Raw genomic sequence first — 23985 nt, 5'->3', positions numbered from 1 at the left:
CGTCGAGCGCGCCGATCCCGCTCTGGATGCTGCGCTCCGGCCCGTAACCGTGTCGGACAACCCGCTGGCGGCCGTCCGGCAGGGTCTCTTCGGCATGCTGTGCTACGAAGGCGTCGGCCTCTGCCCTAAGCGCGGCCGCAAGCATCCGTCGCGCCCCGTCGCGCGCGATCTCGGTCAGCGGGTCATCCACAGATTCCGGCTGACGCAGGGCGATGATGTCTGTATCGTTGGTCATGGCGTATCGTTCCTTTTGGAAGTTCTGGCAGGCTTGGACACCCGCCACGATACGCCGCCTTCTCAAACTTCGTCACCCATTTCCCGGCATAGCTCCACGCTATGCGCGTCTTGTCGAATACCACGGTAGCCCCTTCGCGCGTTGACAACGGCAGGCCGGCCAGGCTGCGGTGCAGGGGGCAGATCAAACGTGAGGTGCCCCCCCCCCCCCGCAATGCTTCCGGTCTCGGCGCTGTTCAGGTTGGCGAGATGTATCGGGCGACCGCTGATCTTAATCGTGTCGCCGTCGCGGTCATGGGTGAGCTGACCTCGAAGATGTCCTTCGGGAGGCGGTGATCGGTCCGCTTCTGTGCGTCGGCCGCCCCATTGAAGCGCATATCCGCCTTGTGGGGTGTGCGGTACAGCGTGTTTGGGAACGCCCTTGTGAGGGCCGTTTACAATCTGCCGCCATCAGCCACGCGACGAAAGCCCTTGCCAGGGTCGAATTTTCTCTGGCATTTTTGCAAAAGTGACCGTACGGTCGGGTTTGTATGCGCGGCATGTCCGTGCTCATGTATTCGGGAGGGCCAATGCGCAAAACACAGGTGATCCGTTTGTCGCAAAGACGCAATGGCATGGTAGGTTTGGCCGACGGGCAGTATATGCCAAACGGGGGGGCGGATGACACCGTTGTTTGATCCGCCCGAGCCACCGATGGTTCCCATCTCTCAGGGGGGGCGGGGGTTCCCCGTGCGGCGCATCTTTTGCGTGGGGCGCAACTATGCCGCCCATGCCGCCGAGATGGGGAACGAGGTGGATCGCGAGGCGCCTTTTTACTTTACCAAGTCGCCCTCGGCCATCTGCGACACTGGGAGCACTGTTCCCTATCCGCCCGGAACCATCGATTTTCATCATGAGATGGAATTGGTCGTTGCTATCGGTGCACCTGCGTTCCGCGTGGAGCAGGATGCGGCGATGGCTCCTGTTTTGGGATATGCGGCGGGTCTGGATATGACGCGCCGGGATCTTCAGCAAAAGGGCAAGGATGCGCGCAGGCCCTGGGACCTGGGCAAGGACTTTGAAAACAGCGCGGTGATCGGGCCCATCACACCAGCGGCGCAATTCACGCCGGGACGTCAGAGAATTGCGATGATGTGCAATGGTGTCGTGCGGCAGGATGCGCGCCTTGACGATATGATCTGGTCGGTGCCGGAAATCGTGGCGGACCTGTCGCGCTACTATCATCTTGATGCGGGTGACCTGATCTATACCGGCACGCCGGCCGGCGTGGGGCCCGTATCCCCCGGGGATGTACTGCAGGGTATGATCGAGGGATTGGCGCAGGTTGAGTTGACCATTGGAGCGCCGCAATGATGCGTCTTTGGGGATATTTCCGCAGCTCGTCTTCCTATCGCTGCCGCATCGCGCTGAACCTCAAGGAAATCCCGTACGAGGCGGTGCCGGTGAACTTGCGCAATGGCGCGCAACATGGGGCCGCGTACCACGACGTGAACCCCCAAGGCCTTGTGCCGGCTGTGGTGGCGGACGATGGTACGGCGTTGCATCAGTCCCTGGCGATCCTGGAGTGGCTGGACGAGACACACCCGCGTCCGGCGCTCCTTCCCGATGATCCGTTGGAGCGTGCCAAGGTGCGCGCCTTTGCCCAGGTCATCGCGTGCGAGATTCACCCGCTTCAGAACCTGCGTGTGCTCAGGCATCTGTCTGATCAGCTTGGCGCCGATGAAGAAAAGGTGCGCGATTGGCTTTGCCGCTGGATCGGCGAAGGTCTGGCGGTATGCGAGGAGACGCTTGCGCGCCGCGGCGAGAGGGCGAAGTTTTGCTTCGGAGACACGCCTGGGTTGGCTGATGTCTGTCTAGTGCCGCAAATGTTTTCGGCGGCCCGATTCGGGGTTGATATAAGCCGCTTGAGCCGCCTGAATGAAATTCACCAACGTTGCGAGGCTTTGCCCGCATTTGCCGCAGCACATCCTGCCCGGCAACCGGACTATGAGGAGTAGTTCGGCGTACCACTCGAAATCGGACCCGGAAACAAGGGTTCGATCAGTGTTGAACCAATGGGAGGAAATCAACATGACACTACTGAAAAATGCCCTTCGTACGGCAACGGCCACGGCCATGCTGATGGGAATGAGCGCGACAGCCTTCGCGCAGGACGTCACGATCAAGATGCACCAGTTCTTGCCGGCCCAAGCCAACGTGCCGAAGCTGGTTCTGGATGTCTGGGCCAAGAATGTCGAGGAGTCCTCGGATGGCCGCATCAAGGTGGATCATTACCCCTCGATGCAGCTTGGCGGTAAGCCGCCCGAATTGATCGATCAGGCGATCGACGGTGTCGCCGACGTGGTCTGGACCGTCGCCGGCTATTCGCCGGGTCGTTTCCCGCAGGCAGAGGTGTTCGAGCTACCGTTCATGATGACCAATGCCGAGGCCACCAGCCGCGCCTATTGGGAATACGCCGAGAAGAACATGTTCGACAGCGATTACAAGGACTTCAAGGTTCTTGGCGTGTGGGTTCACGGCCCGGGCCTGATCCATTCGGCGGAGCCGATCGAGTCGCTTGAGGATATGAATGGCAAGAAACTGCGGGGGCCGACCCGCATCATCACGCAGATGCTTGGTGATCTGGGCGCGACGCCCGTCGGCATGCCGGTCCCTGCCATCCCCGAGGCCCTGTCCAAGGGCGTGATCGATGGCGCCGTTATCCCGTGGGAAGTGACCGAGATGCTCAAGGTGCCGGAGATGGTTCACAACCACACCACCTTCGGGGATGAGGCGCTTTATACCACGGCGTTCGTCTTTGCCATGAACAAGGAAAAGTACGAGTCGCTGCCCGATGACCTGAAGGCTGCGATCGATGAGAACTCGGGCGCGGATTTCTCGGCCTTCGCGGGCAAGACGCAAGCCGCATCGGATCAGCCCGGCCGCGAATCCGCCCAAGAGCTGGGCAACAACATCATCACCTTGCCCCCGGAGGAAGTCGCGCGTTGGAAAGAGGCGGCACAGCCCACGATCGAGCAGTGGATCGCCAACATGGACGACAAGGGCTTTGACGGTCAGGCGGTTTTCGAAGAAGCGAAGGCGCTGATCGAAAAGCATACTGACGAGTAAGGCACACGGTGAGAGAACTTGCGCCGCGACGGTTTGGCGATCGTCGCGGCGACAGCATCAAGACCAAGTTCGCGAAACGATGAGGATTTGAATGCAACGGATACACAGGGCGATGAATGCGCTTGCGCGATTTCTGGCGATTGTCGGGGGTGCGGTGTTGTCTGCGCTGATCCTGTTGACCTGCGTGTCGGTTGCGGGGCGCTCGATCAACACGATCCTGCATAGCGATCTGATGCAATCAACGCTTGGCGGTCTTGCCGATGCGCTTCTGGCCACCGGCGTTGGCCCCATCCTCGGGGATTTCGAGGTGGTCGAGGCGGGCATTGCCTTTGCCATTTTCGCCTTCATTCCACTGTGTCAGATCACCGGCGGCCATGCCACGGTGGATATCTTTACCTCGGCGTTGCCGAGCCGGGTGAACCGGGTCATCCAGATGGTCGTGGACATCCTGTTTGCCATCGTTCTGATCCTGATCGCGTGGCGCCTGTACGAGGGGACGATGAGCAAACTGCGCTACGGGGAAACGACTTACCTGCTGCAATTCCCGGTCTGGTGGTCCTATGCCGCCAGCCTTGTGGCCGCCGTTGCCGCGGCCTTGGTCGGCGTTTACATGGCCGTAATACGAATTATCGAAGTCATCAGCGGTCACACGATGCTTAGCGTCGGCGGGGGGGCAGAGAATTGACTAACCTTGAAATCGGGCTGACGTCGTTTCCTGTCCTTCTGTTGATGATCTTCCTGCGCATTCCCATCGGCTTGTCGATGCTGATGGTTGGTCTGGGCGGATTGTACTTTGTCACCGGCGGGACGACCGTCGCGTTGGCGAAGCTGAAATCCGAGACCTATTCGACCTTTTCAAGCTATTCGCTGTCGATCGTGCCGATGTTCCTGCTGATGGGCCATTTCGCGACCTTGGGCGGGATGTCCACGGCGTTGTTCAAGGCAGCCGAGGCATGGTTGGGCCATCGCAGGGGCGGCGTTGCGATGTCTGCCGTTGGCGCGTGTGCCGGGTTCGGCGCGATCTGCGGCTCTTCCCTGGCAACTGCGGCCACGATGAGCCAAGTCGCCCTGCCTGAACTAAAGCGCTACGGGTACTCAGGCGGGTTTTCAACGGCGACGCTTGCCGCGGGGGGGACGCTGGGCATCCTGATACCCCCGTCGGTGATCCTGGTGATCTATGCCATCCTGACCGAGCAGAACATTGCCAAGCTGTTCCTGTCGGCTTTCATTCCCGGCCTTTTGGCGGCGCTGGGGTACATGATCACGATTTCCCTTTACGTGCGGCGCAACCCCGAAGCAGCCGGGGTGCGGGACGCGATCCCCTATGCCGAGCGTTTCCGCGCGCTGCGTGCGGTTTGGCCGGTTCTACTGGTGTTCATTGCCGTGGTGGGCGGTATCTACCTAGGGGTCTTTACCCCGACCGAAGGCGCGGCCGTGGGGGCCGCGGGTACCGGCCTTATCGCCCTGAGCAAGGGGGGATTGACCCGCTCGTCCCTTATTGAGAGCTTCATCGCCACCGCGCGCTCGACCGCGATGATCTTTTTCATCGTTCTGGGGGCGGGGTTCTATAACGGCTTTCTGGCGCTCACCCATGTGCCACAGGAGCTGTCCAACTACGTGGTAAGCCTTGGGTATAGCCCTTGGGCAATCCTGACGATCATCCTTGCGCTGTACCTGGTTTTTGGGTGCCTGATGGACAGCCTTTCGATGATCCTGCTGACGATTCCGATCTTCTTTCCCATTATCTCGAACCTGGATTTCGGCTTGACCAGCGAAGAGGTTGCGATCTGGTTCGGCATCATCGTTCTGATCGTGGTCGAGGTCGGGTTGATCACGCCGCCGGTCGGGATGAACCTGTTCGTCATCAACTCGATGGATCGGCTGACGCCGATGCTGGAGACCTACAAGGCGGTTTTGTGGTTCGTGGCATCCGACATCATCCGCGTTGCAATCCTTGTGGCGTTCCCGGGGATCACGCTGTTCCTGTTGCGGCTGCTAGGGTAAGATCAATCCACTGATTTGATGCATTGCAGATGGTGGATTGATCTGTGTCAATGTGAGAGGCACCTGACATATGCGAGTTGCTGTATGTGATTGCAACTCGCTTGACCCATCGCATGGCTGGATCAAATGGCACGGCGCTGCCGATCGATCTTGTCGGCACAGGAGCGCAGAAATGACCTATACCGCCGCGCAGGGCGCGCCGCACAGCCGGCTTGAGCACTATCCTGTCACGTTTTTCGCCAGTGTCATGGGCATTGCTGGCTTGTCGCTTGCCCTGCACGCGGCGGAGAACGCACTTGGTTGGGGCGGGGTGGCGTCCGATGTGGCGTTTGTCGTTGCAAGCCTGTTGTTCGCGGTCGTCGCTCTCGGCTATGCACTCAAGGCCGTGCGGTACCCCCGCGCCGTTGCCGCCGAATGGCACCACCCGGTGCGCCTGTCGTTCTTTCCCGCGATCTCGATCTCGCTTTTGTTGCTTGCAACGTGTTCGCTCGCCGGGAACGAGACGATGGCGCACATGCTATGGCTGCCGGGAATGGTGTTGCAGGGGGTGCTGACCATTGCCGTCATCACTGGCTGGATCGGCGCGCGGTCCTTCTTGGCCGGGCACCTCAACCCGGCGTGGTTCATTCCCGCCGTCGGCAATGTGATCGTCCCGGTTGCCGGCGTGCCGCTCGGCTATGTCGAGTTGAGTTGGTATTTCATGTCGGTCGGCTTGATCTTCTGGATCGTGCTGATGACGCTGGTCATCAACAGATTGATATTTCACGACCCCCTGCCGGGCCGGTTGCAGCCCACGCTGGTGATCCTCATTGCGCCGCCAGCGGTTGCTTTTGTTGCTTGGTTTCGACTTGTGGGCGAGGTGGATGCGTTTGCGCGTTTGCTGTTGAACGGGGCCTATCTGTTCACGCTTGTTGTTGCGGTCCAGTTGCCTCGCATCGTCAGGTTGCCTTTCGCTATGTCGTTCTGGGCGCTGTCTTTTCCGTTCGCGGCGGTCACGATTGCCAGCTTCCTCTATGCCGAAAGCGTCGGCTCAGTCGTGCATAGGGTGATGGGAATCGGCCTGTTGCTTGTCCTGATCATCGTTGTCGCTGCGCTCGTCTTCCGTACGTTACGTGCAATTCGTACAGGTGAACTGTGCGTTCCAGAGTAGACATATGCCAGATGGGAAACCGCGCCGAAATGCATCTGAACGCCCCTCGCATTTGTCGCGGATGACACGACGGTCATGAGCTTCTGAGTTTTCCTTCCCCAGAGGCTTGTGAGGGGCGCGCCGGTTGCTGCCGCGCGCGCCCCCCCCCATGTTGGGAGAGGGGGGCTCAGGCGGGTCGCAAACCCAACATCTCGCGTGCTTGTGCGGGGGATGCGACGGGGCGGTCATACTTGCCGCATAGATCGACCACGCGCTGCACCAGTGCCGCGTTCGAGGGGGCCAGCGTATCGCGGTCAAGGCGGATGTTGTCCTCAAGCCCGGCGCGGGCGTGGCCGCCCTCGGCGACGGACCATTCATTGACCGTGATTTGCCCCGCCCCGATGCCGGCGGCGCACCATTCGGCGTCGGGCGCCAGGCGCTTGACCGTCTCGATGTAGAAATCGAATGTCGGCCGGTCCACCGGCATGGCGTTTTTCACGCCCATCACGAACTGGATATACAGCCGCCCGGGCAAATCCCCGGCCTTGTGCATTCTTGCGGCCTGGTGGATGTGGCTGAGGTCGAATGCCTCGACCTCGGGGGTGACGTCGTACTTGCGCATTTCCGAGGCCAGCCAAGCCACCAAATCCGGCGGGTTCTCATAGACGCGGGTGGGAAAGTTGTTCGATCCCACAGAGAGAGACGCCATGTCCGGCCCAAGCGATAGCATGCCGCCCCGTGCCGTCCCCGCGCCGGAACGGCCACCGGTGGAAAACTGAATGATCATCCCGGGGCAGTGCTTTTGCAGCCCCTCTTTCAGGTGCGCGAATTTTTCCGGGTCCGAGGATGGCGTGCCGTCGTCGTTGCGCACATGCGCGTGGCAGATGCTGGCGCCGGCCTCAAAGGCGGCTTGGGTGCTTTCGATCTGCTCGGCCACCGTGATCGGAACATTGGGGTTATCGTCCTTGGTGGGAACGGATCCTGTGATCGCTACACAGATGATGCAGGGTTTGGTCATGGAAGGGTTGGCTTTCTTGTGCTGTGTCTGGTTGACAGTGCCACACAAAACGAACCCCCGGCAAGTCGAACCAGCCGGGGGCGTGTTTCAAGAGGCCGGGATCGCGTTGCTACGCTTATCCAAGCAGGCGGCGCGCGATGACCTGGGCCTGAATTTCGGCGGCGCCCTCGAAGATATTGAGGATACGCGCGTCGCACAGGATGCGGCTGATGGTGTATTCCATGGCAAACCCGTTGCCGCCGTGAATCTGAAGCCCGTTGTCGGCGGCGGCCCATGCGACGCGCGCGCCCAACAGCTTGGCCATTCCCGCCTCCAGGTCGCAGCGCCTGTCGTGGTCTTTTTCATAGGCGCTGAAGTAGGTCAGCTGCCGCGCCACCATAATTTCAACCGCCATCATCGCCAGCTTACCGGACACGCGGGGAAATTCGATCAGGGATTTGCCGAACTGCTTGCGGTCCTGGGCGTATTGCATCGCCACGTCCAGGGCGGCCTGTGCCACGCCGACCGCGCGCGCGGCGGTCTGGATGCGGGCGGATTCGAAGGTTTGCATCAGCTGCTTGAAGCCTTTGCCCTCTTCCCCGCCCAGCAGGTTTTCGCCCTTTACGTGAAAATTGTCGAAAGCCAGCTCGTATTCCTTCATGCCGCGATAGCCCAGCACCTCGATCTCGCCGCCGCTCATGCCTTCGGTCGGGAAGGGATCGGCATCCGTGCCCGGTGTCTTTTCGGCCAGGAACATCGACAGGCCGCGATGATCGGTGCTGTCGGGATCGGTGCGTGCCAGAAGGGTCATCACGTGGGTGCGCGCGGCGTGGGTGATCCAGGTCTTGTTGCCGGTGACGCGGTAGTCGTCGCCGTCCCTTTTGGCGCGGGTGCGCAGCGAGCCGAGATCAGAGCCGGTGTTTGGCTCGGTGAACACGGCCGTGGGCAGGGTTTCGGCGCTGGCGATGCGGGGCAGCCACTTTTCCTTTTGTGCGTCGGTGCCGCCGCACAGGATAAGCTCGGCCGCGATTTCCGAGCGTGTGCCAAGGCTGCCGACACCGATATAGCCGCGCGACAACTCTTCGGACACCACGGCCATGCTGGCCTTGCTCAGGCCAAGGCCGCCGTATTCCTCGGGGATGGTCAGGCCGAAAACGCCCATTTCGGCAAGTTCCTCGATGATCTCCATCGGGATCAACTCGTCCTTGAGGTGCCAATCATGCGCGTGCGGCTCGATCCGCTCGACCGCGTAGCGGCGAAACTGCTCGCGGATCATGTCCAGCTCATCGTCAAGCCCGGTGGCGCCGACCGTGATATTCGCGGAATGCTCCTGCATCAGCTCGACAAGGCGCACGCGCGCGGCTTGGGTGTTGCCGCCTTGGGTGAGGGTGGTTACCGCGCCCGCGGACATGACAGCCATGTCATCGGGCCCAAGGCCCATGTCGTGTGGGCGGATCATCTCGCCCTGGTTCATCTGGATGCCGCCCTGGATCTGCCAGAGATACTCGCCGAATGCGATCTGGTGGATGAGCTGCTCGACCTCGCCGAACTTTCCCTCCGATTGCAGGTGTTCGGCCCATTTCTGCATCTGTTGCAGGGCCTCGACATAGGTGGCCAGCCAGGACAAGCCATGCGCGGCGGTTTGGTTTGCGTCGATCAGATCGCCCGCGACGCGGCCATCCTTGCTTACCTTGTCGCGCAGGCGCGCGGTTGCCGTTTCCAGAACGCTTTTAGCAGGGGCCAGGGCCGCGTTGCCAAGCGCGAGGAGATCAGGAAGAAGAGTAGGCGCAGTCATCGCGATATCCTGTCCGTCGTGAGCCATGAATCAAATCCTTTCTGTTGAGCTTGTCCTAGCCACTTCGCAGGTGCAGCGCAACAAAAATACCAATTTTCCATGCCTTCTGACGGAAAGTTGCGCGTTGAATTTTTGCAGTGCAGCGCCCGAATGCAAACGCTATGAACCCTCCCATGATGTCCTTGTTTCCCATGCTGTCGCCCGAGACCTTCGTGATTGCCTGTCTAGTTGTGCTGTTGGCCGGGGTGGTCAAGGGCATGGTGGGCTTTGCGATGCCGATGATCATGATCTCGCTTCTGGGGGGGATCATCAGCCCCGAACTGGCGCTGGCGGGGTTGATATTGCCGACGCTGCTCAGCAATGGCGTGCAGGCCATGCGTCAGGGACCGCATGCCGCGTGGCAATCCCTCAGGCGGTTCAAGGTGTTCCTGCTGTCGGGCTTTGCCCTGTTGGTTGTCAGTGCGCAAATGGTGCGGGTTCTGCCCGCCGAGGTGCTGCTGTTGCTGATAGGTGTGCCGGTGGTCCTGTTCACCGCGATGCAGCTTATGGGGTGGCAGCCGCGCTTGCCGGTGCGTGGGCATGCATGGGTCGAGGCGTCAATCGGCGCCTTTGCCGGGCTTGTCGGCGGCGTATCCGGGATATGGGGGCCGCCGACCATCCTGTACCTGACGGCGCTGGACACCCCGAAACAAGAGCAGATCCGGGTGCAAGGCGTGATCTATGGCCTCGGCGCGCTGGCGCTTTTCTGGGCGCACGTCGCGTCCGGGGTGCTCAGGGCGGAGACATTGCCGTTCTCGATGGCAATGGTTGTGCCGGCTCTCTTGGGGATGTGGATCGGGTTTCGCATCCAGGACAGGATCAATCAAAGCGTGTTCCGCAGGGCGACGCTTTTGGTCCTGTTCATCGCGGGCCTGAACCTGATCCGCCGCTCACTGCTGGCGTGATGCGTGGCGGATCAGTGGGCGTTTTGCGACGTCGCGATTTCGCTGATGAAGCTGCGGATATGCGTGCGCAGCTTGATATCCTTGATACGCGTCAGCATCGCGGCAACCTTGGCGGCCTCGTCGTCCATCTTGGGCGACTTCTCCGAATTGGCACCTTCCAACCCGTCGAAGAAATACGCCGGCGGCACGTCCAGAATTCCCGCCAGTTCGAACAGTTTGCTGGCTGAGATCCGGTTGCGGCCGAGTTCATATTTCTGGACCTGCTGAAAGGAAATGTTCAACCCGTTGGCGACATCGGTTTGCGTCATTCCACGCAGGATACGGATCTGCTTGAGCTTCTTGCCGACATGAACATCTACTGGATGAGACATCTTGTGTTCCTAACCAAAAATTAACATTCACCTTTAAGATGTCTTTTCTACTGTATGAATCAACTTGTTATCGATTTAACAAATAGTGTTATGAATGTAACGCTTATGGGTGATATATATACCATCGGCGGCCAGGCTATTGAAAACCGTAGGTAATCGCAGGTAGCCTGAAGTGATGAAGCTTGGCATTTGGCTGTCGCCGGTACACGCATGAGTTCTGACCATGGATGGTTCCCAGACGCGCGCAATCCTGTTCGAAATGCTGCGTTCCTTCACAACGTTGGCGCGCACGCTGAATCTGTCGCGCGCGGTGCGCGAGTTGGGAAGTACCCGTCAGACCGTTCGGCGCCACATCGCGCAGCTTGAAGAGGCCCGCGGCGAGCAGTTGTTCGTGCTGGAAGACCGTCAATACCGCCTGACCAAGGCGGGGCGGGAATCGCTACTCGATGCGCTGGACATCCTTGCGCATGGGGAGGCGTGGCTAGAAAACCAATCCCGCCGCATCAACGGATTGACGCATATCGCGATGGAAGGTGAGGGGGGCTGGGGCTTTTTCCTGCAACAGCATCCCATTAGCAAGGTTTGGACGCAGCGCGCGCCGATGCTGCGCGACGGATTGCGTGCGTGGGCCATGGCGGAAGGCGAGCTTGAGCATGCGGAATTGGAGCAATTGCGTCCCTACCTGATGGTGTTTCGCAAGCTGGATGAGGAATGGGTCTGCGTCGAGGTCGGGCAACGGTCCTCTTACGCGACATGGTATGGCTGGAAATGGGAGCGCAGCGCGATCGGCCGGGCCTTGCCGAGCTTGCCGGGCGGTTCGGTCCTGGCCCGCCTTCTGGCGCGCCACTTCGAGGAAATGGCAGCAGGTCATGGGTTGCGCTACGACCACATCCACACGCAGATGGCGCGCGGCGAGGAGGGGAACTTCGAGCCGGTCAACTATCGCCGGCTGCTGATGGGGTGCCGTTTCCCGGATGAGAGCTTTGCGTTGGTTTCACTGGTCGAGCGCACCTACGATATCGAGATCGAGGGCCTCCCGGAGGAGCGCAGGCTTTCCATGCCGGCCGGTCTGGCGATGGACGATTCCGAGGTTTCCACAAAATAGGAAAAAGACTCCGGCACATTGGTTGGTCATCCTGTGGTTGTCCGCAGCTAGGGAGACACAGTATGACCATTAAAGATGTTTTCGACGGCGCACAGCTTTTGTGTGAGAATATCACCGCTCTGCGCCACAAACAGTTGTTCCTGACAATGGGGGACGATTTCGACGAGTACGCAAGGATCGTGGCCCGTCATCGTCCGGAACAACCCTTGGGTGCACCCTTTGACACCAGCAAGCAATTCCTGCCTCGTTCCAAGGGGATATGGATTGTAGGACGCAACGCGAATGGGCAGGTTGTCCATACTCAGGCAATGCGCCTGCTGGATCTTGCTGATCAGTCGCTGGCGCAATACATGCGGGCCCGGTTTCATGATTTTCCACCGGGTGGCATGGATCTGGACCTTGACGGATCATGGTTTGAGCCGGGGCCAGCCGCGTACCGAATAAACGGGCGGATCTGTTATCATGGCGAGATGTGGCTGAACGATGATTCGGGGGCATATCGGGGGCGCGGCGTCGTTGATATTCTCTCGCGGGTGGCGTTTTTGGCCAGCTTGCTCCATTGGCAGCCCGATTTCGTGGTGGGCTTCATGCTACGCCCCGTGGCACGGCGCGGGTTGGCCGAGCGGGAGGGGTACATGCATGTGGATCCCTACTGCCTGAGCTGGAAAGCGCGCGGGAAGAACAAGCCGCTGGATTGCAACATGGTTTGGATGGGGCAGGACGATATCCGGCATATCATCCATGTGCCGTTGGACGAGATCGCCGCGTGACAGTAAAACGCAAATCGCCCCGACCTTTGAGGTCGGGGCGATTGTTGCAGTCGGTTGCGTGGTATCAGCCGATAGCAGCGGCCTTCACGTCGTCATCGATGAACGGCAGGTACTGTTCGAAATTGTCCGCGAACATCTGCACCAGCTTGGCAGCTTGCACATCATAGGCATCCTGGTCCTCCCAGGTGCGCCGCGGATCCAGCAGAACCTCGGCCACATCAGGCACGGCCACCGGCACTTCGAAGCCGAAGTTCTCGTCCTTGCGGAATTCGGCGTCGTTCAGGGTGCCTTCCAGTGCGGCACTCAGCAGGGCGCGCGTGGCCTGGATCGGCATGCGCGAGCCGGTTCCGTACGCGCCGCCGGTCCAGCCCGTATTCACCAGCCAGCAGGTCGCGCCGTGCTTCGCGATCTTTTCCTGCAGCAGCTTGCCGTAGGCCTCGGGTCGACGGGGCATGAAAGGGGCGCCGAAGCAGGTCGAGAAGGTCGGCTCGGGCTCTGTCACGCCGCGCTCGGTGCCGGCGACCTTCGAGGTGAAGCCGGACAGGAAGTGGTACATCGCCTGAGCGGGTGTCAGGCGCGCAATCGGGGGAAGCACGCCGAACGCATCGCAGGTCAGCATGATGATGTTCTTGGGATGCCCGCCAAGCGCCGTTTCCGATGCGTTTGAAATGTAGTGCAAGGGATAGGCGCAGCGCATGTTGGCGGTCAGGCTGTCGTCTTCGAAATCCAGGTCCTTGGTTTCCGGATCGAACACCATGTTTTCGATTACCGTGCCGAATTTCTCGGTTGTGGCGTAAATCTCGGGCTCGGCTTCGGGATTCAGGCTGATGGTCTTGGCATAGCAGCCGCCCTCGAAGTTGAAGGTGCCGCGTTCGGACCAGCCATGCTCGTCATCGCCGATCAGGGTCCGCTCGGGATCGGCCGAAAGCGTGGTTTTCCCGGTGCCGGACAGGCCAAAGAACACCGCCGCATCGACCGGGTTGTCGATGGCATGATTGGCCGAGCAATGCATCGGCATCACGCCCTTCTCGGGCAGCAGGTAGTTCAGCAGCGTGAACACCGACTTCTTGTTTTCGCCCGCGTATTCCGTGTTGGCGATCAGGATCAGCTTTCGGTCGAAATTCAGGGCGATCACCGTGTCCGAGCGGCAGTCGTGACGCGCGGGATCGGCCTTGAAGCTGGGGCAGTTGATGATGGTGAAATCGGCCGCGTAGGTATCCAGCGCCTCGCGTTCGGGGCGGCGCAGCATGTGGCGATTGAACAACCCGTGCCAAGCCAGTTCGGTTACCATCCGCACGTTGATCGCAAGACTTGGGTCCGCGCCGCCGACCAGGTCCTCGACGTAGTAATCACGCCCCTTCATGTGTTCGATCATGTCGGCGTAGAGGGCATCAAAGCCCTCGGGCGACATCGGGGCGTTGTTTTCCCACCATACCGTGTCTTCGACAGACGCGGATTTCACGATGTGTTTGTCCTTGGGGGAGCGGCCGGTGAATTTCCCGGTGCTGACCAGTAGTGCGCCGCCCTTGCCGAGGGTCGCCTCACCGTTCTTGAGCGCGGCTTCGACGAGCGCAGGCTCTAAAAGATTGTAATAGACATTTCCCAGCCCTTCGATGCCTTGATCTTCAAGCCGGAATTGCGGGTTCACCCGTCCAAATGTCATGTTGCAAGCTCCTTTAGCCGCGCTTGTGGCGGCGGTCCTTGAGAAACAGATGCGCCGGGAGTTTCACCCGCGCCTGGCCGGGCCGGACCGGTCCGGTGAGGGCCTCTTAACATGAGGGTTCCGCAAAAGAACAGGGCGCTTTCAGAGAGTTAGCGCAACCAGTTCGAGGTTAGCGCAAACGCGGCGGATTTCTTCCGGTCAACCGGATATTGAGGCTGCACCCGGGGGGAATGTTACGGTTCGGCAACGGTTTTCGGGCAGGAATATCCAAGAATGGCAGGGCGATTCGCAGTTAAGGATTGATTGTAAAGCCTGAAAAGAGGATTATTGCCGAAAAAAATACAGGCAAATCAGCAGTACAAGGAACGTATCCATGTCTAGAATCGCCCTGGTGGACGATGACAGAAATATCCTGACATCGGTGGCTATGACCCTCGAAGCCGAGGGTTTTGAAGTCGAAACGTATAGTGATGGGCAATCCGCGCTGGATTCATTCAACAAGAAACTGCCGGATATGGCGGTGCTTGATATCAAGATGCCGCGCATGGACGGAATGGACCTACTGCAGAGGCTGCGCCAGAAAACGCAGATGCCGGTTATTTTCCTGACCTCCAAGGACGACGAAATCGACGAGGTGCTCGGTCTGCGCATGGGCGCGGATGATTACGTGAAAAAACCGTTTTCGCAGCGCCTGCTGGTCGAGCGTATTCGCGCCCTTCTGCGCAGGCAGGAGGCGCTGGATGGTGACATCGTTGGCGATACCGAAGAGACCAAGGTGATGGAGCGCGGCGAATTGCGCATGGATCCGCTGCGCCATGCGGTCACGTGGAAGGGCAAGGATGTGTCGCTTACGGTGACGGAATTCCTGTTGCTGCAGGCCCTGGCGAAACGGCCGGGGTTTGTGAAGAGCCGCGATCAATTGATGGATGTGGCCTATGATGATCAGGTCTATGTCGATGACAGGACGATCGACAGCCATATCAAGCGGCTCAGGAAAAAGATGCGGACAGCCGATAGCGAGTTTTCGGCAATTGAGACGCTCTATGGGATCGGCTACAGATACAACGAAGACTGATGGCTTTCGCGGAAAGGATGACCTTGAACGACCAGACTCCAAGGCGTGACGGAGATGTCGTTCTGGGCGACGATTTCATCGCGCCGGCCAACTCGCATGAGCGTGACCCGCATGAGCAAAAGCAATATCGCGGGCGGTTCTCGTTCAGGCATTCGCCTTTGACGCGCAAGATCATCATTTTCAATCTTGTGGCGCTCAACGTGCTTGTCGCCGGCGTGCTGTTTCTCAACTCGTCGCGGGAATCGCTTGCCGTGCAGCGGGGCAATGCGCTGGTCGGTCAGGTCGAACTGGTTGCCGACGTGTTCGAGGCGCAACTGCCCGTCGGTGCGCCGGTTAGCCTGGCGACGGGCGACGGCCTGGATGTCGCGGGAACGGTGCAGGGGCTGGATCTGCGCGAGGGGCTTGAGGTGTTTGTGTACGACACCTCGAGGACGTTGGTGGACTCCGGCGTGGGAACCAAGCCGGACAAGTCGGGGCGCAATGGCGAGCGCACCATTATCGTCGATCTATTGACCTATTTGTGGGCCGGGGTGGAGTATGTCCTGCCTGATACGCCCGATGACTCTCAGCCGCCTAGCATCGAAGAGCAAGTGGCCGATCTGCTGCCCGCGGCGTTATCAGGCGAGACCGCGATCGAAACCGCGCGCGACGAAGAGGGCGGGACCGTGTTCGCGGTGGCGAGCCCGATCATGCATGGGGGGGACGCGGTTGGCGCGGTGGCCCTGGTCAGCGCGGCCGGCGAGATCGACCAAGTGGTGCGCAGCGAGCGCGAGCGCATCTTGCAGATGTTCCTGGTTGCGGCGCTGGTATCCATCGGGTTGAGCATCGTACTTGCTTCGACGATCGCAACGCCGATTTCCGATCTGGCCACCGCCGCCGAACAAGGGCGCAGGCACAATCGCAGCGGCTCGCATGCGCGGCGCATTCGCATTCCGGATCTGAGCGCGCGCCCCGATGAGATCGGGCGCCTGTCGGGGGCGCTGCGCGGAATGGTGACCGCACTTTATGATCGGATCGATAGCAATGAACAGTTCGCCGCCGACGTCGCGCATGAAATAAAGAACCCGCTGGCATCGCTGCGGTCTGCGGTGGGGACAATGCGGGTCGCTAAGCGCCCGGACCAGATCGAAAAGATGCTCGATGTGATCGAGCATGATGTACGGCGCCTTGATCGACTGGTATCAGACATCTCGAACGCATCGCGCCTTGACAGCGAGTTGGTCAAGGAAGAGCAGGAGGCGTTCGATCTGCTTAAGATGCTGGACAATCTTGGCGCGTACCTTAGCCAGGAGGCGCATGGAAAGGGCATCGATTTCATCACCGATCTTCCCGACGGTGAAATAAGAATCCATGGTCTCGAAGCGCGCTTGGCGCAGGTGTTCGTGAACCTGATCACCAACGCGATCAGTTTCTGCGAAGAGGGTGACGCCATCCGGATCTGGGCGCGCCGGCGCGACGACCGCGTTCTTATCGTGGTTGAGGACACCGGCCCCGGCATTCCGGAACAGGCCCTGACCAAGGTGTTCAAGCGGTTCTATTCGGAACGTCCCGAGGGGCAGTTCGGCAACAATTCCGGCCTTGGTTTGGCGATTTCCAAGCAGATCGTCGAGGCGCATGGCGGCGTCATATGGGCCGAGAACATACGCCCCACCGATGCCGATATAACCTCGGACCCGCTTGGGGCGCGGTTTGTCGTTGGCCTTCCTGTCTGACGTGGCGCAGCAGGAGGCACAAGCGACGGTAATGCATGCCAGCTGCGTCGCGGTTGCCGGCGCAGCGGTCCTTATCACGGGGCGGTCGGGGGCTGGAAAGTCGGGCCTTGCGCTGCGGCTGATGGCTATGGGCGCGACGCTCGTGTCGGATGATCGCACGCAATTGCGAACCGAGGGCAAAGACCTGCTGGCCGATGTGCCCGCGGCCATTCGCGGCCAGATCGAGGCGCGGTTTGTCGGCATCCTGCCCGCGCAGTGCGCCGGGCCGACGCCCGTGCGGTTGCTTGTCGATCTGGACCAGGTCGAGACCGAGCGCCTTCCGCCAGGCCGCAGCCGCGTGATCCTTGGGTGCACGGTGCCGGTTCTTCACAATTCCACGACCGACCATTTCAGCGCCGCCTTGATGCAATACCTCAAGGGGGCAGGAGGAACATAAGTAATGGCAGGTGCAGGAAACTCGACAGAACCGGACTACGAGGCGAAGCGCATCGTCTTTGTGACAGGGCCGTCGGGCGCTGGCCGCTCGACCGCGATCAATGTGCTTGAGGACCTGGGGTTCGAGGCAATCGACAACTTGCCGCTGTCGCTTCTGCCGCGGCTATTGTCCGGGCCGGCGCATGATCGGCCGCTTGTGCTTGGGCTGGACACGCGGAACCGCGATTTTTCGGCCGATGCGGTGATTGAAAGCCTGACCAGCCTTGAGGGCATGGTCGGGGTTCGGCCCGACCTCGTGTATATCGATTGCCGTCCCGATGTGCTTTTGCAGAGGTTTTCCGAGACGCGCCGCCGCCATCCCCTGGCCCCGGCGGGAAGTCCCGCAGAGGGGATCGAGCGGGAGATGGACCTGCTGATGCCGATCCGGGCGCGCGCCGATGTGTTGATCGATACCTCCGAGATGACGCCGCACGAATTGCGTAGCGAGATTGACCGCCATTTCCGCGCCGAAGGTGGCAGTCAAATGGCAATCTCGATCAATTCATTCTCTTACAAGCGCGGGTTGCCGCGCGGATTGGACATGGTTCTGGATTGCCGGTTCCTGCAAAACCCCCATTGGGAGAAATCGCTGCGCCCGCTTGACGGGCGCGCGCCGGAGGTGGCCGCGTTCGTCGCGGACGACCCGCGGTTTTCCGACTTTCACGACAAGGTTCTGAGCCTGCTTGAGACATTGCTGCCCGCCTATAGCGAAGAGGGAAAGGCGCATTTCTCGATCGGCCTGGGATGCACCGGCGGGCGGCACCGTTCGGTTGCCTGTGCAGAAAAACTGTCCAGGGCACTTGTGAATGGTGGCTGGCGGGTGTCAATAAGACATCGCGAGCTTGACCGCGACCCGCTTGAGCCGCGACACAGCTAGAGGAAGATCGCGTGATTGGTATTGTGATCGTTGCACATGGAGGGCTGGCCAGGGAATACTTGGCGGCGGTCGAGCATGTGATCGGCCCGCAAAGCGGTGTCCGCGCGATCGCGATCGAGGCGGATCACGACCGGGCGCAGAAGCAGGCCGAGATTTGTGCCGCCGCGGATCAGGTCGACCAGGGGGATGGCGTTGTCGTGGTGACAGACATGTTCGGCGGCTCGCCATCGAACCTGTCTCTGGTGGCTTGCCAACCCGAAGGGCGCCGTGTGCTTTACGGGGCCAACCTGCCGATGTTGATCAAACTGGCAAAGAGCCGCCACCTCGGTGTCGGGGCGGCGGTACGGGCTGCGATGGAAGCGGGTCGCAAGTATATTGATACCCAGACGATCAGCAGAGGCCAGGGATAACCATGTCCGATATAATTCATCGCAGCCTTGAGATCGTGAACGAAAAAGGCCTGCATGCCCGGGCAGCGGCAAAGCTGGTCGAGGTTGTCGAGGGCTTTGATGCCGAAGCCGAGGTTTCCCGCGATGGTCAGTATGCCTCGGGTGACAGTATCATGGGCCTTTTGATGTTGGCAGCCTCTCGCGGAACCAGTATTGAGGTTTCGACATCCGGACCGGATGCCGAGGCGCTGGCGGATGCGCTGCAGGCGCTTGTTGCGGATTGTTTCGGCGAGGATATGTGACGCTGGACCAGCGTCTGAAAGGTGGAAGCGCATCGTGGGGGAAACCGTAAAGAACGACGCGGCGGAAACAGACGGGCCCGACGTGACCTTCACGAAATACGATCGGCGCAGTCTGACCTACGCGAACACCTTTGACAGCGCCCTGAAGCGTACACTCATCCGGACGATGGAGTGGCTGACGGGCAAGATCACCATTCTGCGCCGCATTCGCGAGTTTGAAAAGCGCGGGGCGCCGACGGGGCAGGCCTTTTGGCCGGCCACGATGGAGGTGATGGGCATTGACCTGCTGACCCCGCAAGAGCAGCTGGACCGGATACCCGCCACGGGTCCGGTTGTGTTGGTGGCTAACCATCCGCATGGCTTGGTTGACGGGATGATCCTTGCGGACCTGATCGGGCGCGTGCGCGATGACTACCGTATTCTGACGCGGTCCTTGCTGACCGGCATTGATGAGAGCGCGGCAGACTACATGATCCCCGTCCCGTTCCCGCATGAGCCGGATTCCCAGAAAAAGATGATCGAAATGCGCAAGCAGGCGATGGATCATCTGGCTGATGGTGGGTTGGTGGCGCTGTTCCCCTCTGGTGTGGTTGCAGCGTCTGAGTCGCTGTTTGGCCCCACCGTCGAGGCAGAGTGGAACGTGTTTACCGCGAAAATGATTCGCAGGTCCGGCGCGGCGGTATCTTTGTGCTATTTCCCCGGATCGAACTCGCGCTGGTATCAGATCGCAAGCCAGATTTCCCCGACCCTGCGGCAGGGGCTTTTGCTGCACGAGGTGGTTCATGCCTTCGACAAGCCGCAAGCGCCGGTCATCGGCGGGCCCATCTCGGCCGAGGAGGCGCAAGAACGCAGCGCAGAGCCGCGCGCGTTCATGGCGTGGTTGCGCGAGAAAACCCTGTCCCTGAAGGAATAGGCAGCAGTCCTAGCGCGAGGGAATGGGCGTCTCGCCGCGATAGTCATAAAAGCCGCGATCGGTCTTGCGGCCCAGCCATCCGGCCTCGACATATTTTGTCAGCAGGGGACAGGGGCGGTATTTCGTGTCCGCCAGCCCGTCATGCAGCACGTTCATGATGGCAAGGCAGGTGTCCAGCCCGATAAAATCAGCCAGCTCCAGCGGCCCCATCGGGTGATTGGCGCCCAACTTCATCGACTCGTCGATGGAGCGCACGTTGCCGACCCCCTCATAGAGGGTATAGACCGCCTCGTTGATCATCGGCATCAGGATGCGGTTGACGATGAATGCGGGAAAATCCTCGGCAGAAGCGGCGGTTTTGCCCAGGTTGTCCACCACGGTTTTGCAGGCTTTGAAGGTCTCTTCGTCGGTCGCGATCCCGCGGATCAGTTCCACCAGTTGCATCACAGGAACCGGGTTCATGAAGTGAAACCCCATGAATTTCTCGGGGCGGTCGGTGCGGCTGGCGAGGCGCGTGATCGATATCGAGGAGGTGTTGGATGTCAGGATCGTGTGCGGCTGCAGGTGCGGTTGCAGATCCTCGAAGATGGCTTGCTTGACGGTTTCGCGTTCGGTCGCAGCCTCGATGATCAGGTCGCTGGCGCCCAGATCGGTCAGGGTCAGCGTCGTCTTGATGCGCGCCATCGTCGCATCCTTGTCTGTCTGGCTGATCTTGTCGCGGCTGACCTGGCGGGTCAGGTTGCGATCGATCAGGGCGATGGCCGCGTCGAGCGCGTCCTGGCTGACATCGGTCAGCAACACGTCATATCCCGCGAGGGCCATGACATGGGCGATGCCGTTACCCATCTGTCCAGCGCCGATCACGCCGATCTTTTCAATCTCCATCTCGCCCGTCCTCTTACTTTCGCTGGCGGTAGCATATGCCCCGCAAGGCCCGACCCGCAAGGGCGGGGCACTGCTAAAAATTAGGGAAAATTCGGGCTTTAGCAATTTGGAAAGATGCCTGCGCGATACTGCTCCTGGGTGAGAAAAGTTAGTGGTGGGGATATTATGACCTATGCGGACGTGCCCGTAGGGGCGCTGGATTACATGCCGTGGAGATATGCCGATTCGAAGCTGGTGTTTCGGGGGCCGCGGCGGCGGCTGGAGGGGCAATACGCGTTGTTCCTGGGGGGGACGGAAACCTATGGCAGGTTCATTGCCGACCCTTTTCCGGCAATCGTAGAGCGGCGCAGCGGGCTGCGTTGCGTCAATTTCGGCTGGCCCAATGCGGGGGTGGATGCCTTTGCCGTTGATCCTGATATCCTGTATGCAGCTAGTCAAGCCATTGTAAACGTGGTGCAAATTACCGGCGCGCACAACGTTACTAACCCATTCTACAGCGTTCATCCGCGGCGCAATGACCGCTTTGTGGCGGCAAGCGCGGCGCTGCAACGGCTATATCCCGAAGTGGATTTCATGGAGTTCCATTTCACCCGGCACATGTTGGGCCGGCTTTGGCAGGTGTCGCCGGAGCGCTATGCGCAGGTGCGAGCGGCCGCGCAGAATAGCTGGGTTCAGAAAATGCGCGGTGTGTTACATGAAATTGGCAGCAAAACCATACTGTTATGGATTTCGGAGCGGCGAATTTCGCAGAGCCTTGAAGGTGGGTGCAAGGGTGAATTGGCCAGTGATCCGGTCTTTGTCACCGCGCAGATGATTGCCATGCTGCGCCCCTACGTGGCGCGCATCTGTGAGGTGGTGGTGAGCGATGATGCACGGGCGCAGGGCACGGAAGGCATGGTTTTCAGTGCTTCGGAGGCCTCTGCCGCGGCCGCGATGCCGGGCGCGCTGGCGCATCGCGAGGTGGCGGAGGCGCTGGTGTCGCCGGTGATGGACATGGTGGCGCGGCGCCATTGAGGATGGTGGCCCAGATACGACAAGGGCCCGCCAGTGGCGGGCCCGAATCACCGTAACGTGACGTAGCGTACGTTTTGACGCCTGAAGCGTCCGTTGCGTACGCCGCGCGCAAAAGCGCGCGATTTACAGGGCGCCCTTTACAGTTTTTCAACCAGTTCGGGCACAGCATCGAACAGGTCGGCGACCAGGCCGTAATCGGCCACCTGGAAGATCGGCGCCTCTTCGTCCTTGTTGATGGCGACGATGATCTTGGAGTCCTTCATGCCCGCCAGGTGCTGAATCGCGCCGGAGATGCCGATGGCGACATAAAGGTCGGGCGCGACCACCTTGCCGGTCTGGCCGACCTGCCAATCGTTCGGGGCGAAACCCGAATCGACCGCCGCGCGCGAGGCACCGACAGCGGCGCCCAGCTTGTCCGCCAGTTTCTCGATCAGGGCAAAGTCCTCTTCCGAGCCGACACCGCGACCGCCCGACACGACCACGCCGGCTGAGGTCAGTTCGGGGCGATCGGATTCGGCGACCTTGTCCTCGACCCATTCCGACAGCGACGGGTCGGCGGCGGCATCGATGTTTTCGACCGATGCGGCGGATTGCTCGCCGGCGGCGTCGAACGTCGATGTGCGGATCGAGATCACCTTTTTCGCGTCGGACGACTTGACCGTCTGCACGGCATTGCCGGCGTAGATCGGACGCTCGAATGTGTCGGCATCGACGATGCCGGACACGTCCGTGAGCACCATCACGTCCAGCAGCGCGGCGACGCGCGGCAGGATGTTCTTGGCGTCGGTGGTGGCGGGCGCGATGATGTGGTCATAGTCGGCCGCGAGGGACACGATCAGATCCGATACCGGCTCGGCCAGGCGGTGACCGTAGAGGTCATGCTCGGCACACAGCACCTTGGCCACGCCGTCGATCTTGGCGGCAGCTTCGGCGGCGGCGGCGCAGGTCGCGCCGGCGGCTAGGATCGTTACATCGCCCAGTTTGCCCGCAGCGGCGACAGCCTTGGCGGTGGCGTCCAGCGCCAGTTCGCCATCGTTGACTTCTGCCAGAAGAAGTACAGCCATTATACAGCCCCCGCTTCTTTGAGTTTCTCGACAAGTTCATCGACCGAGCCGACCTTGATGCCGGCGGCGCGCTCTTCCGGCTCGCTGGTTTTGACGACCTCGAGGCGCGGGATGACATCGACGCCGTAATCATCGGCGGTCTTTTCATCCAGCGGCTTTTTCTTGGCCTTCATGATGTTGGGCAGCGAGGCATAGCGCGGCTCGTTCAGGCGCAAGTCGGCGGTGACGATCGCGGGCATCTTGACCTTGATCGTTTGCAGACCGCCATCGACCTCGCGCGTGACGACGGCATGGTCGCCGTCGATGTCGATGTTGTTGGCATAGGTGGCCTGCGACCAGCCCATCAGCGCCGCCAGCATCTGGCCGGTGGCGTTCATGTCGTTATCGATGGCCTGCTTGCCGGCGATGACGAGGCCGGGCTGCTCTTCGTCGATCACGCCCTTGAGGATCTTGGCGACGGCCAGCGGCTCGATGTCGCTATGCACGTCGTCGGCGGCGACCACCAGGATGGCGCGGTCCGCCCCCATGGCCAGCGCGGTGCGCAGCGTTTCCTGCGCCTGCTTGACCCCGATCGAGACGGCGATGACCTCGTCGGCCTTGCCGGCCTCCTTGAGGCGGATCGCCTCTTCGACGGCGATCTCGTCGAACGGGTTCATCGACATTTTCACGTTGGCGAGATCGACACCGCTCCCGTCCGCCTTGACGCGGACCTTCACGTTGTAGTCGATCACGCGTTTGACAGGCACAAGCACCTTCATGAGCGTGGTCTCCTTTATGGTTTACGGGCGCCAAATTGGGGCGCCCCACGAACTCTCTGGCGCGTTGATATAGGCTTGGGGCGGGCTGAAACAGGGGAAAATCGTCACGTTAGCGCCAACCAACGTCGCGTTATCGCCTGCGGTCATGATATTTTGCCAATCCATTCGCGGGTTGTGCCGCAGTGCGGGCTGATTTGAGCCGGATGATGGACAGCTCACACAAGATGCGCGGTGGCGCGGGGTGGCGGTGATGGCCTGTTGCCGCCGTTGATCAAGCCGCGCATCGGCGGGCCGCGGCGCCCTGCGGGCGCTATTGCGCGCTGGATGTTGCCATGACCTGGGGAAAATCCGCCACGCAAGGGCTTGCCTCTGCCCGGCGGGCCGCGCACCTTGGCGCGAAAC

At 60.8% G+C, this 23985-nt stretch carries 24 protein-coding genes and 1 pseudogene; 17 read left to right on the top strand and 8 right to left on the bottom strand.

The annotated features are described in order from the left end of the window. Positions 1 to 235: pseudogene (locus G568_RS18735) on the bottom strand (IS256 family transposase); the annotation flags it as partial. A gap of 659 nt (positions 236 to 894) precedes the next feature. Here G568_RS18735 and G568_RS0111625 point away from each other — a divergent pair. The 6 genes from G568_RS0111625 (at position 895) to G568_RS0111600 (ending at position 6496) form a co-directional block, all read left to right on the top strand. After that, on the top strand, positions 895 to 1587 hold the full coding sequence (locus G568_RS0111625; RefSeq protein ID WP_026758198.1) for a fumarylacetoacetate hydrolase family protein: 693 nt from the start codon (positions 895 to 897) through the stop codon (positions 1585 to 1587). Next, positions 1584 to 2231 carry a maleylacetoacetate isomerase gene (gene maiA / locus G568_RS0111620; protein WP_037374048.1) on the top strand — a complete coding sequence of 216 codons (648 nt, stop codon included), beginning with the start codon at positions 1584 to 1586 and terminating at the stop codon, positions 2229 to 2231. The genes G568_RS0111625 and maiA overlap by 4 nt, the downstream gene beginning before the upstream one ends. A gap of 73 nt (positions 2232 to 2304) precedes the next feature. After that, on the top strand, positions 2305 to 3342 hold the full coding sequence (locus G568_RS0111615; protein ID WP_026758196.1) for a TRAP transporter substrate-binding protein: 1038 nt from the start codon (positions 2305 to 2307) through the stop codon (positions 3340 to 3342). 100 nt (positions 3343 to 3442) lie between these two features. After that, on the top strand, positions 3443 to 4027 hold the full coding sequence (locus G568_RS0111610) for a TRAP transporter small permease (protein ID WP_026758195.1): 585 nt from the start codon (positions 3443 to 3445) through the stop codon (positions 4025 to 4027). After that, positions 4024 to 5346: a TRAP transporter large permease gene (locus tag G568_RS0111605; protein ID WP_026758194.1), complete on the top strand. Its 1323-nt coding sequence runs from the start codon at positions 4024 to 4026 to the stop codon at positions 5344 to 5346. The genes G568_RS0111610 and G568_RS0111605 overlap by 4 nt, the downstream gene beginning before the upstream one ends. A gap of 172 nt (positions 5347 to 5518) precedes the next feature. Then, positions 5519 to 6496 (top strand): SLAC1 anion channel family protein, encoded by a 978-nt coding sequence (locus G568_RS0111600; protein WP_026758193.1) that lies wholly within the window; start codon positions 5519 to 5521, stop codon positions 6494 to 6496. 166 nt (positions 6497 to 6662) lie between these two features. Here the strand turns inward: G568_RS0111600 and G568_RS0111595 are convergent, their stop codons facing one another. Further along, positions 6663 to 7493, bottom strand: coding sequence for a 3-oxoadipate:acetyl-CoA acetyltransferase (locus tag G568_RS0111595; protein ID WP_026758192.1), 831 nt, complete (start codon positions 7491 to 7493; stop codon positions 6663 to 6665). 115 nt (positions 7494 to 7608) lie between these two features. Next, entirely contained in the window at positions 7609 to 9294 is a 1686-nt protein-coding gene (locus G568_RS0111590; protein ID WP_026758191.1) for an acyl-CoA dehydrogenase family protein, read from the bottom strand. Positions 9295 to 9440: 146 nt separating this feature from the next. On the opposite strand from G568_RS0111590, the gene G568_RS0111585 reads away from it, so the two are divergent. Next, positions 9441 to 10211: a sulfite exporter TauE/SafE family protein gene (locus tag G568_RS0111585; protein ID WP_026758190.1), complete on the top strand. Its 771-nt coding sequence runs from the start codon at positions 9441 to 9443 to the stop codon at positions 10209 to 10211. Between the two features lie 11 nt (positions 10212 to 10222). On the opposite strand, the gene G568_RS0111580 is transcribed toward G568_RS0111585, so the two are convergent. Next, on the bottom strand, positions 10223 to 10582 hold the full coding sequence (locus G568_RS0111580; protein ID WP_026758189.1) for a helix-turn-helix domain-containing protein: 360 nt from the start codon (positions 10580 to 10582) through the stop codon (positions 10223 to 10225). A gap of 223 nt (positions 10583 to 10805) precedes the next feature. Between G568_RS0111580 and G568_RS18730 the strand changes: the two genes are divergently transcribed. Further along, a complete protein-coding gene (locus G568_RS18730) occupies positions 10806 to 11687 on the top strand; it encodes a LysR family transcriptional regulator (RefSeq protein WP_037374047.1) in 882 nt (293 codons plus the stop codon). A gap of 62 nt (positions 11688 to 11749) precedes the next feature. Further along, the gene (locus G568_RS0111570) at positions 11750 to 12457 is read left to right on the top strand and encodes a hypothetical protein (protein WP_026758188.1); all 708 of its coding nucleotides are present in this window, start codon (positions 11750 to 11752) and stop codon (positions 12455 to 12457) included. Positions 12458 to 12521: 64 nt separating this feature from the next. On the opposite strand, the gene G568_RS0111565 is transcribed toward G568_RS0111570, so the two are convergent. Next, positions 12522 to 14120: a phosphoenolpyruvate carboxykinase gene (locus tag G568_RS0111565; RefSeq protein ID WP_026758187.1), complete on the bottom strand. Its 1599-nt coding sequence runs from the start codon at positions 14118 to 14120 to the stop codon at positions 12522 to 12524. Between the two features lie 373 nt (positions 14121 to 14493). Between G568_RS0111565 and G568_RS0111555 the strand changes: the two genes are divergently transcribed. The 7 genes from G568_RS0111555 to G568_RS0111525 are packed head-to-tail and all read left to right on the top strand — an operon-like array spanning position 14494 to position 19862. Next, positions 14494 to 15195 carry a response regulator transcription factor gene (locus tag G568_RS0111555; RefSeq protein ID WP_026758186.1) on the top strand — a complete coding sequence of 234 codons (702 nt, stop codon included), beginning with the start codon at positions 14494 to 14496 and terminating at the stop codon, positions 15193 to 15195. Then, entirely contained in the window at positions 15195 to 16907 is a 1713-nt protein-coding gene (locus G568_RS0111550) for a sensor histidine kinase (RefSeq protein WP_037374046.1), read from the top strand. Before G568_RS0111555 ends, G568_RS0111550 begins: the two co-directional genes overlap by 1 nt. After that, complete coding sequence (locus G568_RS0111545) at positions 16885 to 17343, top strand: HPr kinase/phosphorylase (RefSeq protein ID WP_245582935.1); 459 nt, start codon at positions 16885 to 16887, stop codon at positions 17341 to 17343. Before G568_RS0111550 ends, G568_RS0111545 begins: the two co-directional genes overlap by 23 nt. Before the next feature lie 3 nt (positions 17344 to 17346). After that, a complete protein-coding gene (rapZ, locus tag G568_RS0111540; protein WP_026758183.1) occupies positions 17347 to 18258 on the top strand; it encodes an RNase adapter RapZ in 912 nt (303 codons plus the stop codon). Positions 18259 to 18269: 11 nt separating this feature from the next. Further along, positions 18270 to 18668: a PTS sugar transporter subunit IIA gene (locus tag G568_RS0111535; protein WP_026758182.1), complete on the top strand. Its 399-nt coding sequence runs from the start codon at positions 18270 to 18272 to the stop codon at positions 18666 to 18668. Between the two features lie 2 nt (positions 18669 to 18670). Further along, positions 18671 to 18949, top strand: coding sequence for an HPr family phosphocarrier protein (locus G568_RS0111530; protein WP_026758181.1), 279 nt, complete (start codon positions 18671 to 18673; stop codon positions 18947 to 18949). Positions 18950 to 18983: 34 nt separating this feature from the next. Next, on the top strand, positions 18984 to 19862 hold the full coding sequence (locus G568_RS0111525; protein WP_051202950.1) for a lysophospholipid acyltransferase family protein: 879 nt from the start codon (positions 18984 to 18986) through the stop codon (positions 19860 to 19862). A gap of 9 nt (positions 19863 to 19871) precedes the next feature. On the opposite strand, the gene G568_RS0111520 is transcribed toward G568_RS0111525, so the two are convergent. Beyond that, entirely contained in the window at positions 19872 to 20747 is an 876-nt protein-coding gene (locus G568_RS0111520; protein ID WP_026758179.1) for a 3-hydroxybutyryl-CoA dehydrogenase, read from the bottom strand. Between the two features lie 165 nt (positions 20748 to 20912). Between G568_RS0111520 and G568_RS0111515 the strand changes: the two genes are divergently transcribed. Then, positions 20913 to 21761, top strand: coding sequence for a DUF6473 family protein (locus G568_RS0111515; RefSeq protein ID WP_026758178.1), 849 nt, complete (start codon positions 20913 to 20915; stop codon positions 21759 to 21761). Positions 21762 to 21898: 137 nt separating this feature from the next. On the opposite strand, the gene G568_RS0111510 is transcribed toward G568_RS0111515, so the two are convergent. Continuing rightward, positions 21899 to 22825 (bottom strand): FAD-binding protein, encoded by a 927-nt coding sequence (locus G568_RS0111510; RefSeq protein WP_026758177.1) that lies wholly within the window; start codon positions 22823 to 22825, stop codon positions 21899 to 21901. Beyond that, positions 22825 to 23583 carry an electron transfer flavoprotein subunit beta/FixA family protein gene (locus G568_RS0111505; RefSeq protein ID WP_026758176.1) on the bottom strand — a complete coding sequence of 253 codons (759 nt, stop codon included), beginning with the start codon at positions 23581 to 23583 and terminating at the stop codon, positions 22825 to 22827. The genes G568_RS0111510 and G568_RS0111505 overlap by 1 nt, the downstream gene beginning before the upstream one ends. Positions 23584 to 23985 lie beyond the last annotated feature (402 nt).

Source organism: Sediminimonas qiaohouensis DSM 21189 (assembly GCF_000423645.1).
Taxonomy (GTDB): Bacteria; Pseudomonadota; Alphaproteobacteria; order Rhodobacterales; family Rhodobacteraceae; genus Sediminimonas; species Sediminimonas qiaohouensis.
Note: the sequence above shows the minus strand (reverse complement) of the source record. Positions and strands in the feature narration are given on the sequence as shown.

Excerpts from the sequence above, each read along its gene's own strand:
- G568_RS0111565 (WP_026758187.1), bottom strand. The coding sequence starts at position 14,120 with ATGACATTTGGACGGGTGAACCCGCAATTCCGGCTTGAAGATCAAGGC.
- rapZ (WP_026758183.1), top strand. The coding sequence starts at position 17,347 with ATGGCAGGTGCAGGAAACTCGACAGAACCGGACTACGAGGCGAAGCGC.
- G568_RS0111590 (WP_026758191.1), bottom strand. The coding sequence starts at position 9,294 with ATGGCTCACGACGGACAGGATATCGCGATGACTGCGCCTACTCTTCTT.
- G568_RS0111550 (WP_037374046.1), top strand. The coding sequence starts at position 15,195 with ATGGCTTTCGCGGAAAGGATGACCTTGAACGACCAGACTCCAAGGCGT.
- G568_RS0111595 (WP_026758192.1), bottom strand. The coding sequence starts at position 7,493 with ATGACCAAACCCTGCATCATCTGTGTAGCGATCACAGGATCCGTTCCC.
- G568_RS0111600 (WP_026758193.1), top strand. The coding sequence starts at position 5,519 with ATGACCTATACCGCCGCGCAGGGCGCGCCGCACAGCCGGCTTGAGCAC.
- G568_RS0111580 (WP_026758189.1), bottom strand. The coding sequence starts at position 10,582 with ATGTCTCATCCAGTAGATGTTCATGTCGGCAAGAAGCTCAAGCAGATC.
- G568_RS0111555 (WP_026758186.1), top strand. The coding sequence starts at position 14,494 with ATGTCTAGAATCGCCCTGGTGGACGATGACAGAAATATCCTGACATCG.
- G568_RS0111625 (WP_026758198.1), top strand. The coding sequence starts at position 895 with ATGACACCGTTGTTTGATCCGCCCGAGCCACCGATGGTTCCCATCTCT.
- G568_RS0111530 (WP_026758181.1), top strand. The coding sequence starts at position 18,671 with ATGTCCGATATAATTCATCGCAGCCTTGAGATCGTGAACGAAAAAGGC.
- G568_RS0111510 (WP_026758177.1), bottom strand. The coding sequence starts at position 22,825 with ATGGCTGTACTTCTTCTGGCAGAAGTCAACGATGGCGAACTGGCGCTG.
- G568_RS0111520 (WP_026758179.1), bottom strand. The coding sequence starts at position 20,747 with ATGGAGATTGAAAAGATCGGCGTGATCGGCGCTGGACAGATGGGTAAC.
- G568_RS18730 (WP_037374047.1), top strand. The coding sequence starts at position 10,806 with ATGGATGGTTCCCAGACGCGCGCAATCCTGTTCGAAATGCTGCGTTCC.
- G568_RS0111515 (WP_026758178.1), top strand. The coding sequence starts at position 20,913 with ATGACCTATGCGGACGTGCCCGTAGGGGCGCTGGATTACATGCCGTGG.
- maiA (WP_037374048.1), top strand. The coding sequence starts at position 1,584 with ATGATGCGTCTTTGGGGATATTTCCGCAGCTCGTCTTCCTATCGCTGC.
- G568_RS0111505 (WP_026758176.1), bottom strand. The coding sequence starts at position 23,583 with ATGAAGGTGCTTGTGCCTGTCAAACGCGTGATCGACTACAACGTGAAG.
- G568_RS0111615 (WP_026758196.1), top strand. The coding sequence starts at position 2,305 with ATGACACTACTGAAAAATGCCCTTCGTACGGCAACGGCCACGGCCATG.
- G568_RS0111570 (WP_026758188.1), top strand. The coding sequence starts at position 11,750 with ATGACCATTAAAGATGTTTTCGACGGCGCACAGCTTTTGTGTGAGAAT.
- G568_RS0111585 (WP_026758190.1), top strand. The coding sequence starts at position 9,441 with ATGATGTCCTTGTTTCCCATGCTGTCGCCCGAGACCTTCGTGATTGCC.